This is a genomic window from Sorangium sp. So ce1014, from assembly GCF_051521505.1.
Taxonomy (GTDB): domain Bacteria; phylum Myxococcota_A; class Polyangia; order Polyangiales; family Polyangiaceae; genus Sorangium.
The window spans coordinates 11,161,343-11,174,598 of the sequence record NZ_CP150356.1; the positions used below are offsets into that span (position 1 = coordinate 11,161,343).

Here is a 13,256-nt window from a genome sequence, read left to right on the forward strand (position 1 = left end):
CTACCGCCCGGAGCCTCCTCCCTTGCCCGTGCGCGGGCGACCGCGCAGGATGGCCATGGCGTCGATCGTACCGCGCAGGCCGAGCAGCTCGAGATAGCCGCTCGTGTGCTGCCAGGCCATCTGCGCGAGGAAGCTGCGGCTCCCGTCCCGGACGGTGCCCCTGAGCGGCTCCGCGTCTCGGCGGATTTGCCGATAGCTCACGCCGCCGCGCTCCATACGGCGGAGCGCTCGCTGCACTTGCCACCAGAGGAACGGGGCGGTCCGGATGCTGGGCTCGTAGATATGCTGAAGGCGCGCGAGGTCCTCGGCGGCGTAGGAGTGCGGCGTGACGTCGAGCGAGTTGACCAGCCTGTCGCAACGCGCGCCGAGCCGCGCGTCCGAGTAGAGCGCGAAATCGGCGTCGCCGGCGGTGAGGCCAGCGACCGAGGTCGTCGACACGACCGCCCTGCCCTCCGGATCCCAGCGCATCTCCTCGGCGATCCCACCGGTCCCCTGCAGATCGGCGAGGCAGAGCGCCAGCGTCGAGGCCAGCGTGCCGCCGAAGCTGTGGCCGGTCGTGGCGATCGCGAGCTGCCCCTGCGCCCCGGCGACGCGGCGCCGGAGGAACTCGAGGAGCGCCTCGCCTGCGCCGGGCGTCCCGCCCGCGGCGCGGAGGCGCAAGAGCGCCCTCAGCCCGCGGTCGATGCCCACCGAGATCTTCGGTCGGAGCTCGCCGCGCGGCTTCCCGTAGGGCCACGGGCGCTGCCGGTAGATGGCCCCCACCTCGAGGAGCATCGTGATCATGGAGGCGGGGTTCGTCCCGCGGACCACCACGGCGAGCCGGTGCTCGTCCTGGATGTCCTCGACCGCGAAGAGCACATGATCGAAGGGGAACAAGCCGATGGCCAGCGAGTCGACCGCAGGCCCCCACGCGAGCCTCCAGCGATCACGGACGGGCGCGAGCTCGTCCAGCAGGCGCAGCAGCTCCGCTTGCAGCCGGCCGGCCCGGAATCCAGCGCACCCCAGCAGGCCGGCATAGGCGATAAACGAGAGCGTGACCATCTCCTGGCGTGTGCGCAGGAGCACCTCGCGCGCTGCAGCGTCCGTGAGCCGCCCGCCGGGCTCAAGGCTGTCGCGGGAGATGGGCTGCACGCTCATGACAGCTCCACGAGGGGCGCGGCGTCCCGGACTTCGATCTCGGAGAGGGCTGCCTTGAGCGGCCCCAGGATGATTTCGAGCGCGCGCTCGCCCGTCAGGTAGGCGTGGCTCACCGGGCACTCGATGACATCGAGCCTGGAGCGGACGATGTCCTTCCAGGGGCGGATGTAGTCGTATCCGTTGATGTAGTCGTCGGCGCCCTCCTGAGATCGGAAGTAAAGCACGTCGGAGGCGTCGTAAGGGGCCGGGCGGTAGGTCGCATAAGACTCCGCTGCGTACTCGCTCACCTCGGTCGCTCCGCGGAGATAACCGAAGATCTCGTCGCGCGCCATGCGCGTTCGCCCGCGCTCGGCGACCAGCGTGGCGAGGTGGGCCAGGTGCAGCCGCGGCGGCACGCCATCGAGATCCTCGCGCGTGATGTTCTGGCTCCACTCGCCATGGCCGGTGAGGTAGTTCGCGAGGATGAGCTTGATGTCGGACGTGTGCTTCGGCTCCTGCATGATGCGGTAGATCGGCTCGGTGGGCGGATAGGTGTCGAGCAGGACGAGCTTCCCGATGCACTCGCCGCGCCGCGCCAGGATCTGCGCCGTCTCGAGCGCCACGAGGCCGCCCCAGGAGTACCCGCCGAGCAGGTAGGGCCCCCCGGGATGGATCGCCCTCACCTGCTCCGCATAGTAAGCCGCCATCTCCTCGACCCGCGCGAACGGCATTCGCTTGCCATCGTTGCCGCGCGACCGGAAGGAGTAGACGGGGTAATCAGGCCCGAGCGCCGCCGCGAGGCTGATGAACGACTCGACGAAGCCGTAGGCGCCCGGGACCCAGAACGACGGCGGCCTCGATCCCTTGGCGTTGAACACGACGACCTCGGGCGGCAGCGCCGGCCGGGCGCGCTCGGCGGCGCGCGGGGGCACCTCGCGCGGCGCGCTCCGCGCGGGCAGCTCCTCCTGAAGATGCTGCGCGATCGAGCGCAGGGTCGGGTGCTCCAGGAAGGCCGCTGGCTCGAGGGTGAGACCGAACTCCTCGCTCAGCCGGCCCAGGAAGGTCGTCAGGTTGATGGAGTCCATGCCGTACTTCGCGAGCGGCTCGTCCTCAAGGAGGATGTCCGGGCTGGCCCCGAGCTGCTCCGACGCGATTCGCCGGAGCCGCTGCACGATGCCTCCCATCGCCTCGGGCGGCCGGTCGCTGGCCGGCGTGGGCGTCGGCTCCCCGGCGCGATGCCGCCCGTTCAGCGCAGCCTCGGCCGGCTTGCTTTGACCGTTGGCCCGATCGCCTCGCTCGCGACCACCGTCCTCGGACACCGCCTCCTTCCGCTCCGCTGCCGGGTGCACCCCACCCGAGCTCGCTGGAGGCGGTGCCGCGTCGAGCAGGGTCGAACCGTCCTCGCCGAGCCAGCAGCGGGTACGGGCGAACGGGTACGTCGGCAGCGGGACGCGGCGCGGCGGCACCGCATGGAGCCGCGCGACGTCGATGCTGGCCCCTCGCGTCCACGCGATGGCCAGCTCCTCCAGCCGGCGCGCGTCCGCCTCGGCTCCGTTGCCGGGGCCGATCGGGTCTGTCGCGCGCGCGCGGGAGGAGCCGTTCGCGACGCCGCAGAAGTACTCGCTCCCAGCGCCTTCGCCCCGGAGGAACTGGCGCAGCCGGCGGAAGAGCGCCTGCTTGTTCGACACGACCGTGGCGAAGCGCCACTCCATGCTCTCGCGACCGACCTGCAGGGTGTACGCGATCTCCTCGAGCGTCGCCTCGTCGCCCTCTCCGAGGAACGTCAGCAAGCGCTCCGCGTACGCCTTGAGCCGATCCTCGGATCTGGCCGAGAGGACGACGAGCTGCGGGATGTCCGCGGCGGGCTGCGCCGGCCGGCGCTCGATCTGGAGCTCCTCGAGCACCAGGTGGGCGTTGGCGCCGCCCATCCCGAAGGAGCTCACGCCCGCGACCCGCGGGAGAGCGCGGCCCGCGGCGTCGCGGGGGGCATCCCACGGGCGGGGCTTGTCGAGGATGTAGAAGGGGGTTCCATCGAGCTTGATGAACGGGTTGAGCGCCTCGAAGTGCAGGTTCGCCGGGAGAAAGCGGTGCTTGAGCGCGAGGAGCACCTTGAAGATCGCCGCGATCCCCGCCGCCGGCTCGAGGTGCCCGACGTTGGTCTTGACGGAGGCGAGGCCGATATGCGGCGCGTCGACGCGCTTGCCTCGAGACCGGTAGAGCCGGTCGAACGCCTTCTTGAGCCCGTCGACCTCGATGGGATCTCCGATGGTCGTCCCGGTGCCATGGGTCTCGATGTAGCCGACGGTCGTCGGATCGATCCCCGCGGCCTCGTGGACGTCGGCGACGAGATCGGCCTGCGCGCGTGGGTTCGGCGCGGTCAGCGAGCGCGCGTGCCCCCCGTGGTTCTCTCCGCTCGCGCGGATGACCGCGTAGATGGGGTTGCCGTCGGCGAGCGCCCGAGAGAGCGGCTTGAGCAGGATCGCTCCCACGCCCTCGCCGCGCACAGTGCCCGTGGCGTCCTTGTCGAACGCGCGGCAGCGGTGATCCCGGCTCAGTATCCCTGCCTTCTTGAAGAACAGGCTCTGCATCGGGCTCAGCATGACGTTCACGCCGCCGGCGATGGCCATCTCGCACCCGTCGGCCTGGATCGCCTTGATCGCTCGATGGACCGCGATGGTCGCGCTCGAGCAGCCCGTATCCACCGGCTGGCTGGGGCCGTGGAAGTCGAAGAAATAGGAGAGCCGGTTCGGGAGCATGCAGAGGGAGTTGCCGATGGGCGCGTGGGCTTCCATCTCCCGGAGGCGCTCGCTCACGAGCTGCGCGTAGTCCGTGTTCATCACGCCGACGAAGACGGCGGTGCGTGTCCCCGCGAGATCGGACGGCCTGTGCCCCGCGTCCTCGATGGCCTTCCACGTGTGCTCCAGCAGGAGGCGGTGCTGTGGATCCATGAGGGCGGCCTCTCGGGGCGAGATCCCGAAGAACAAGGGGTCGAACTGGTCCACTCCCGGCATGAAGCCGCCCCACCTCGACGCCTCACCATGATCCTGCCAGCGCCAGCGGGACGCAGGCGTTTCGGTGATGAGCGCGCGCCCCGCCCGGAGGTTCTCCCAGAAGACCTGGAGATCCTCCGAGCTTGGCATCACGCCGCTGATGCCTACGATCGCGATCGGCTCGGCGCGGGGCGCCGCGGGCGGCTCGGCGCGGGGCGCCGCGGGCGGCTCGGCGACTGGGGCGGAAGCCGGCTGGCGCTCGCCGGGGCCTTCGTCCACGGGCTTGGCCTCCTCGCGCGCCGCCGGCCCGGGGCTCGCGCTGCGCTGGGCAGCGAGAGCGGCGGGGAAGGCGTCGAGGATGTGGCTCGCCAGTGCGTGGAACGTCCGGTGCTCGAAGAATGCCGTCGGCATCAGCTCGACGCTGTACCGCCGGTTGACGGCATTGGTGAACTCGATGAGGCTGATCGACTCGAATCCGTACTCGCTGAGCTCCGTCTCGAGATCCATCTCCGACGGGTCCTGCTTGAGGAGCTCTGCGGCGAGCCCGAGGAGCTCACGGCCGAGCGCGACGATCCGACTACCGGAGTCCGCCGCCGGCGCGCTCGCGGCGCCCGGCGTCGGCGCGGTGGGACGCCTGGAGCTCGCCGCGGACGCTGCCCCGGCGCCCGACGCCCCGAGCCTTCTTTCGCCCACGTACCGCGCGATCCTCTCGCGCGCGCCGGCGAGCACGACCACCTGCGCCCATGGGGCCGAGAGCGCGCGCTCGAACGACGCGATCCCTGCGCCGGCGGCGAGGGGTACAACGCCGATGGTCCGGCGCAGCCACTCCATGACGTTCGCATCAACCGTGCCCACCTCCCACGGGGACCAGCCGATGGACCGCGTCTTACCCGCGCGCTGCCCCCTTCCCCGGGCCTCCTCCCGCCAGGCGGCGAAGCGATCCAGGAAGCCGCTCGCGAAGGCATAATCGGCCTGGGCGGGGCCTCCGAGCTCCGACGCCGTGGACGAGAACGTCACGAAGAAGTCGAGCGGCTCGTCGCGCGTCGCCTGGTCGAGGTGCAGCGCCCCGAGCACCTTGACCCCGACGACCTCCTCGATCGCGCTCCGCTGGCGCTCGGCCACGTACCCTTCGGTGAGGAGGCCGGCCGCATGGATGACGCCGTGGATGTTACCGAACCGCGCTCGCGCCTGCTCGACCGCCGCCACGACGTCGTCGCGACGAGCGAGGTCGGCCTGGAGGTAAATCGCCTCGGAGCCGAGCGCCTGGAGCGACGCGATCAGCTGTTCTTGGCGCGCCGCCGGGGCCGACCTGCCGATGAGGACGAGCCTCGCACCGACGCGTTCGGCGAGGTGGCGCGCGAAGATCCGGCCGAGCGCGCCTGCGCCCCCCGCGAGGAGCACCACGCCCCCGCGCCTGAGCGCGCTCTGCCCCTCGGAGCGATCCCCGCCCAGATCACAGGCGCGCAGGCTGCGGACCCACCTCTTCCCCCCCTCGATCCGGACGACAGCATCGCCTCGGCTGGCCGGGTCGAGCTCGGCCAGGACGATGTCGGCGAGCTGCGAGGGCGAGATCGAGCCCACGATCGTCAGCGCCTTGGCCGTGCGCCCCCGCGCCTCGAGGTTCGCTGAGAGGACCCAGCTCGCGAGGGCGTCGGCGCTCGGCCGCGGCCCGGCATCCGCGGCGCGATGGACGTGGAGCACCTGGATCTGCTGGCCCTTCTGCGTGGCGAGCGCCTGGCTCAGCGCGGAGAGGGTGTACAGGCCAGACTCGAGCCCGGCCCGGAGCGCCCCCTCGTCGACGTCGGAGCGGTCCTCGCCCCAGGCGCACACCACGCTCGACGGCACGAGGCCCTGCGCCGCGAGATCGTCGACGAGCAGGCGGAAGCTCCCGGCGTCTCCCGGCGCGACGGTGAAGGTGCTCTCGCCCGTCCGCGCGAACGCAGGCCCTGGGTGGACGAGCACCACCGGCGCCTGCGGGCCGCCCCCTGCGTCAAGGCGGCGTCGGAGCGCCTCGTGGAGGTGGCCGTCCATGTCGAGGAGCAGGACGGGCCCCAGCGCCTCGGGACGGCCTGCGAGCGCGGGAAGCGGCGATGGCACCCACTCGGGCGTGTAGTAGAGGAGCGCCGTGTCCGCCGCGGCGCGCGCGCGCCGCTCGTCCGCGAGCCCTCGATCGACGATGCGGAAAGCGGCCCCTGCGAGCTTCGCGAGGAGCGCCCCCTCCTCGTCGACGATCTCGACGTCCAGCTTGACGATGGACGCACCTTCCAGCGTCCCCCCGTGGACGAGCCGCGCATGCGCGTACGCGCGCCGCGGGAAAGGTCGGAAGATCTCGACCGCGTCGACGGAGAACGGGAAGAAGAGCCAGCGGAGCTCGGTCTCGGCGTCTCTGCCGAAGCTCACCACGACCTGCACCGCGCCGTCGAGGAGCGCGGGGTGCATGAAGAACCCGCCGAGCTCGGCGTCGAGGTGAGGCGGCAGGGCGAGCTCGGCGAGCACTTCTCGGTCGCCGCTCCAGAGCCCCACGATGGAGCGGAGGCTCGGGCCGATCCTCACCGCGGCCCTGTCCGCGCCGCGCTCGGGGTAGCACTCCCCGGCGGACCGGTGGAGCGGGCAGCGGCGCTCGATGGCGCGAAGGTCGACGGGGGGCTGCGCGACGGCCGCCGGCGGGCCGTAGTCGAGCCGCCCCTGCGCGTGCGTCTCCGTGGCCCCGTCGCGCGAGGAGCGAACCTCGAAGAGCGCCCCGGGCCCGTCCAGACGGAGGACGACCTCGATCTCGCGCGGACCACCGTCGATGGCGATCGGCTTGACCCAGACCACCTGGCGGAGCCCCCGGACGGGCTTGCCTTCGGAGAGCTCACCGGCGGCCCGGGCCATCTCGAGGAGGACGACGCCCGGCAGCACGGGTCGACCGTCGATGATGTGATCGCGGAGGTAGAACTCGTCCCCGCGGAGCTCCACGCGGAAGCGCTTCGTGCCGTCCGGCGCAGCGGTGCGCTCGAAGGGGAACGGCAGCGGCGTCGCCGCCCCCTCCGCGCTCATCGCGGCGGCGGCGGGCACGCGCGGGGCCTCGACCGTCGGGATCCAGTACCGCCTCCGCTCGAAGGGGTACGTGGGGAGCGGGACGCGCCGCGGCGTCGCGCCCGCGTGGAGCAGGCTCCAGTCGATCGGCATCCCTTCGACCCACAGGCGCGCGAGCTTGGAGACGCGCCGGTTCTCGAGCGCCGCGCGCAGGAACGCCGCGCCCTCCTCGCCTTCGAGGAGCGACCCCGAGGCCGGCCCGTTCTTCGTGACCTCGCCTGAGACCCACTCCACGTCGCCGTGGCGCCCGGCGAGGAAGCCCTCGAGGCCCCGCTCCAGCTCGTCGAGGCTGCTCACGACGAGCGCGAGGCGCGCGCTCATCGGCTGACGCCCGACCTGGAGGGTGTACGCGACCTCCTCGACGGCGATGGCGTCGCGCCGCCGGCGCACGTGGCCGAGGAGCGCCTCCGCATACGTGCGGAGGGCGCGCTCGCTCTTGGCGGAGAGCACCGCGACGGCCGGGAGAGGTGCGCGCGCCGCGCGGCGCAGATCGGCCGGGGCCTCTTCGACGATGACATGGGCGTTCACGCCGCCCGCGCCGAACGAGCTCAAGCCTGCCCGCCGCGGCGCCCCGTCCGCCGGGCGCCACTCGGCGAGGCGCCGCGCGACGTAGAAGGGCGAGGTGTCGAGCTGAAGATCCTCGTTCAGGCGGTCCGCGTGGAGGGACGGGGCGATCTGGCCGCGCTCGAGCTGGAGCAACAGCTTGGTGAGCCCCGCGATCCCCGCGGCGGCTTCCAGGTGACCGATGTTGGTCTTCACCGTGCCGAGGGCGCAGAAGCCCCGCTCGGTGGTGTGCGTGAGGAACGCGTTGGTCAGCCCGCGCACCTCGATCGGATCCCCGAGGGCCGTACCCGTTCCATGGGCCTCGACGTAAGTGATGGTGCTGGCGTCGATCGCAGCGTCCCGGAGGGCCTCCTTGATGAGCTGCGTGTGCGCGTTCGGGTTCGGGACCGAGTAGCTGTTCGTCTTGCCGCCGTGGTTGACGGCGCTGCCCTTGATCACGCCGTAGATGTGGTCGCCGTCGCGGATGGCCGCGTCGAGCGGCTTGAGAAGCACAGCACCGACCCCCTCGCCCGGGACGAACCCGTCGGCGTCCGCGCCGAATGCGTGGCATCGCCCCGTGGGCGAGAGCATGTGCACCTGGCACATGTTCACGTACTTCGAGGGGTGGAGGTACAGGTTGACCCCGCCGACGAGCGCCATGCGGCACTCCCCCCGCCGCAAGCTCTGGACCGCGAAGTGCAACGCCACGAGCGACGACGAGCACGCCGTGTCCACCGGCACGCTCGGACCGGTGAGGTCGAGCAGGTACGACACGCGGTTGGCGATGGACCACGGAGCCGAGACGGGCGTCACGAGGTTGCCCTTCTGCCACTCCTCCGGGCCGTAGAGCAGGTACGTGTTCGTCGTGACACCCACGAACACGCCGACAGGCGCCCCCCTGTCGTCCGTCGAGAGGGCGCGGAGCCGCTCGCGGGTATATCCAGCGTCCTCGAACGTGGCCCACGCGGTCTCGAGGAAGAGCCGCTCCTGCGGATCCATGACCTCGGCCTCTCGCGGTGACACGCCGAAGAACTTCGCGTCGAAGTGGTCGACGCCGTCGAGGAAGCCGCCCCACTTGCAGTAGATTGCGCCCTCGCGGCTCCGCTCGGGATCGGGGTCGTAGCGCGGGATGTAACGCCACCGGCCGGCGGGGATCTCCGTCACGGAGTCCTTCCCCTCGGCCAGATTCTTCCAGAAGGTCTCGAGATCGTCCGCCCCTGGATACCGGCCGTGCACGCCGATGACAGCGATGTCGCCGGCGTCGACGAGCGGCGCCCCGGCGGCCTGCTCGCCGACGCGGTCGGGCCGACCCATGCTCGCTGCGCGGGGTTCGCCCGCCGACGCGCGCTCGGCCGTCAGCCCAGCCAGCGCGGCGTCGCGCGGCGGCACCGCCTCCCTGGGCGGCGCTTCGGCTTGCTGCCCGAGCGCTCGGCGCAGGGCTTCGGTGTGATGGCGGGCGAGGTAGTCCGAGAGGCTCCGCAGGTTGTCGTGCTCGAAGAGGAGGGTCCGCGGCAATGCGCCGACGAGCTCGTCGAGCCGGACGTTGAACTCCTTGATCGTCACGGAGTCGACGCCGTATTCGGTGAAGCTCACTTCCGGGTCGATCTCCTCGGGGCCGAGCTGGGTCGCCTTGGCCATGACGTTCCGGAGGAGCCGATCCACCTCGCGGCGAAGCGACACGACCTCGGCGTTCTCGCCCGTGCCTCGGCGCTCGGCCGGCGCCCTCTCCGGAGGCGCGGGCGACTGCTCCGCCAGGGTGGCCTCCAGCTTCGCCGCGTCGCCGTAGAGGACCACGTGCCGCGCGAAACCTTCGCGCAGCGCCGCCTCGTCGAGCGCCCGGAGCCCGGCAGCGCTCGGCATCGGCATCAGGCCGGTATGGAGTCGGATGGCCTCGACGTCGGCGGCGGCGAGGCGCATTCCCCCGTCCTGCCAGTAAGGCCAGTTGAGCGAGCTCGTCCGCCCTCGCCGCTCGCCTCGCGCGCGTCGCGCCTCGCGCTCGACGGCGAAGGCGTCGAGGAACGCGTTCGCATACGCGTAGTCCGCTTGCCCCGGGTTGGCGAGCACGGCCGCGAGCGACGAGAACAACACGAAGAGGTCGAGGTCGGCGTCGGCGGTCGCGCTGTCGAGGTGGAGGGTGCCGAGGACCTTCGGGCCGAGGACGGCGTCGATGTCGCTCCTGCGCTTGTTCCGGACCAACGCGTCCCGATGGACACCGGCAACGTGGAAGATGCCGTGGATGCGCCCGAAGCGGTCGCGGGCCTGGTCGATCAGCCGCTCGACATCCGCTCGGCGGGCGAGCTCCGCTTGTACGTAGAGCGCTTCGCCGCCTCGCTCGCGGACGCGCGCGAGCAGGGCGTCCGTCTTTTCGCTCGATCCGGAGCGCCCGGCGAGGACAAGGCGCGCCCCCACGGTGCGGGCGAGGTGCTCGGCAAGGATGGCACCGATGCCGCCGGCGCCGCCGGTGACGACGTAGACACCGCCGCGGCGGAGGAGCGATGCCCCCCTCTCCTGCCGGTGGAGCTCGCCCGGCGGCTCGAGGATGAAGCGGCGCCGGAGCCGCCGATCGCCGTCATAGCGAACCGCCGTGCCGCCGGGCTCCGTCGCCGTGAGCTCCGCGAGGAGGATGTCGACGTGCGCCGTGGGGGCTCGCTCGGCCCCGAGCGCGACGGTCTTCAGCTTCAACGTCGGCGCCTCCGCGTCGAGCGTCCGGGCGAAGCCGGTGAGGGCAGCCAGCACCGGATCAGGCGCTCCGCGCAGGAGCGGGACGGGGCAGACGATCGGCAGCGGCCGGCGCGGCGGGGCCTTGGCGAGCGCGCGGCAGAGCGCGAAGAGCGAGCGAGGACCGGCGTCGAGGCGCTCCTCGATCCCGACCTCGCCCTCGTCACCGCCGCTGGCGGACGAGAGGACGAGGATCGCGCCCACCTGCCTCGACGCAACGCGCACGGCGGCGACCAGCCTCTCGAAATCCTCCTCGTGCGCGAGCCGCACCGTGAAGCGGTCGCTCCCCACCTCGCCGAAGTCCGCCCCGGGCTCGACGAGCACGACGCGACGCCGAGGTCCCGCCACGCGGGCCTGGAGCTCTCTCCACAGCGCCTCGTCGCGCCCGAAGAGGAGCAGGTCGCCTTCCGGAAGGTCCGCTCCCGCCGAGGACGTCGACGCGGGGAGCGACGCCGGCACCCACTCGTCCCGGAGGAGCCGGAGTTCGCCTGCGTTCCTCTCGGACGAGGCCGCGACAGGCGACGGGCTCGGCGCAGCCTGCGCGGCCGGGGCGGCGGAGGTCGCCGCGGTGGAGGCCGACCAAGGCAGCCAGTAGTGCTCGCGCGTGAAGGGGTAGATCGGGAGCGGGACGCGCGCTCCTCCTTCCGGGTGGAGGTGGCGCCAGTCGGGGAGGTATCCCCGAAGGTACAGATCCCCGAGCATCATGAGCGCACCCCGGTGGCCCTCCGACCCGAGGCCACCTCCGTGGAGGTGCCGAGCGATGCGATCTTCGACGGCCTTCAGGGCCACGCTGGAGGCCCGGTCGAGCGACGGTGCAGCGGCTCCCGAGCCGACGCGCTCGAGCCGGCCGACAAGGTCGTCAGCGCTGTCGGCCACCAGGGCCAGGCGCCGTGAAAAGTGTGCGCGGCCCCGGTGCAGGGTGTAGGCGACGTCGGTCACCGTGTGGCGACCCCTGTCTTCGAGGAGCCAGCGCCTCAGATCGTCGACGCGGCAGCGCAGCGCCTCCTCGGTCTTCGCCGAGAGCAGGACGAGGTGGGGCCCCGCGTGCGAGCGCGCCCTCTGGCGAGCGGCGACGGGCGGCTCTTCCACGACCACGTGCGCGTTGGTGCCGCTGAATCCGAAGGAGCTCACGGCGGCGCGTCGGGGGGAGCCGCCCTGAGGCCACGCGCGGAGCGCGGTGTTCACGAAGAAGGGGCTGTCTTCAAAGTTGATGAGGCGGTTCTCGCGCGAGAAGCCCGCGGCCGGCGGGAGCTGCCCGTGCTCGAGGCAGAGCAGGACCTTGATGATGCCCGCCAGCCCGGCGGCCGAGAGCGGGTGGCCGATGTTGGCCTTGAGCGAGCCGATCGGGCAGTACCGGCGCTTCCGCGTGAAGTGCCCGAACGCGTCGGTCAGCGCGTGGATCTCGATCGGATCGCCGAGGGCCGTGCCCGTCCCGTGCGCCTCGACATAGCCGATGGTCTCGGGATCGATCCCGGCGCGGCGGTAGATGTCCGTGACGAGCGCGGTCTGGGAGGCGCCGTTGGGCGCGCTGATACCGCTGCTCCTGCCGTCCTGGTTGATGCCCGAGCACTTGATGACGCCGCGGATGGGATCTCCGTCGGCCAGCGCAGCCGCGAGGGGCTTGAGCAAGACAGCGCAGACGCCCTCGCCGAGCACGACCCCGTTGGCGCGGTCGTCGAACGGCCGGCACTCGGGGCTCGGCGCGAGCGCGCCCGCGCTGCTGAGCGCTTGGAAGATACCGGGGCTGGTCATCAGCTCGACGCCACCTACGAGGGCCATGTCGCAGGTGCCGCCGAGGAGGCTCTCGCACGCGAGGTGGAGGGCGACCATCGACGACGAGCAAGCGGTATTGATCGGGAGGCTCGGGCCGCGCAAGTTGAGAAAATAGGAGAGCCGCGCGGGGAGCATCGATATGTCATTGCCGCTCATGGCGTGGCCCTCGACCCGATCGCCGAGGCCCTGCAGGCGGATGAGGTAATCGGCGATCTTGCAGCCGACGAAGACGCCGCAGCGCGCGCCGTCGAGATCGCGGTCGGAGTAGCCGGCGTCCTCGAAGGTCTTCCAGCTCTCTTCGAGGAAGAGGCGCTGCTGGGGGTCCATGTAGACCGCGTCTCGCGGCGTGATGCGGAAGAACCGGGGGTCGAAGGCGTCGGCGTCGTCGATGAACCCGCCCCACTTGCTGACGCTCTTGCCGCGCGATTTCGGGTCCGGGTCGTAGAGCGCTCCGGCGTCCCAGCGCGACGCCGGGACCTCGCCGATGGAGACGCGCCCCTCGACTAGATTGGCCCAAAACTCACGCAGGTTGCGTGCGCCCGGGAAGCGGCCAGACATCCCGATGATGGCTATTTCCCGGGACTGCATCGGCTCGAATCGCTCGCTCATCGCTGGCTGGTCTCCTCCTGAGCGTTGCTCTTGGACAGCTCTAGCAGCTGGCCCAGCTCGACAGATTCACCGCTCCCGAGGCGCCTCAGGAGGTCTCGCAGCTCGTCGTCGCCCGCGGCGTCAGCGGCTGGCGGCGGCGCGGGCTCCTCCCGGGCGGGGCCGTTCGGCGGCGGCGCGGCCGCATCGTTCGACGGCTCCTCGACGTTCGTCAGGAGGTGATCGAGGAGCATGCGCGGCGTGGTGAGATTGAAGAGATCGGTCGTCTTCAGACGCACCGTGAGCCCCATGTTGATCTGATTGATGATGTCGACTGCCATGATGGAGTCCACGCCCATCTCGAGGAACGGCTGATCGAGATCCAGCTTGTCGCGGCCGATCTGCAGGACGCTGGTGAGGCTGTCGTTCACGAGCCTCTCGAGCTCGGCCGCC

Annotated in this window: 3 protein-coding genes (1 of these 3 cut by a window edge); all 3 read right to left on the reverse strand. The window is 71.7% G+C overall.

The features are described 5' to 3' along the window. Tightly spaced (each overlapping or abutting the next), the 3 genes in view from WME75_RS42320 to WME75_RS42330 form a layout consistent with a single transcriptional unit that may run on beyond the window. Nucleotides 1–1,137, reverse strand: a complete 1,137-nt coding sequence (locus tag WME75_RS42320; protein WP_437483070.1) for a lipase family protein — start codon at nucleotides 1,135–1,137, stop codon at nucleotides 1–3. Continuing rightward, the gene (locus WME75_RS42325; RefSeq protein ID WP_437483072.1) at nucleotides 1,134–12,827 is read right to left on the reverse strand and encodes an SDR family NAD(P)-dependent oxidoreductase; all 11,694 of its coding nucleotides are present in this window, start codon (nucleotides 12,825–12,827) and stop codon (nucleotides 1,134–1,136) included. Before WME75_RS42325 ends, WME75_RS42320 begins: the two co-directional genes overlap by 4 nt. Continuing rightward, nucleotides 12,824–13,256: the final stretch of an SDR family NAD(P)-dependent oxidoreductase gene (locus WME75_RS42330; RefSeq protein ID WP_437483074.1), read on the reverse strand. 19,814 nt of this gene lie beyond the right edge of the window; 433 of the gene's 20,247 nt are visible here — the last part of the coding sequence; the start codon falls outside the window, past its right edge; the stop codon is at nucleotides 12,824–12,826. The genes WME75_RS42325 and WME75_RS42330 overlap by 4 nt, the downstream gene beginning before the upstream one ends.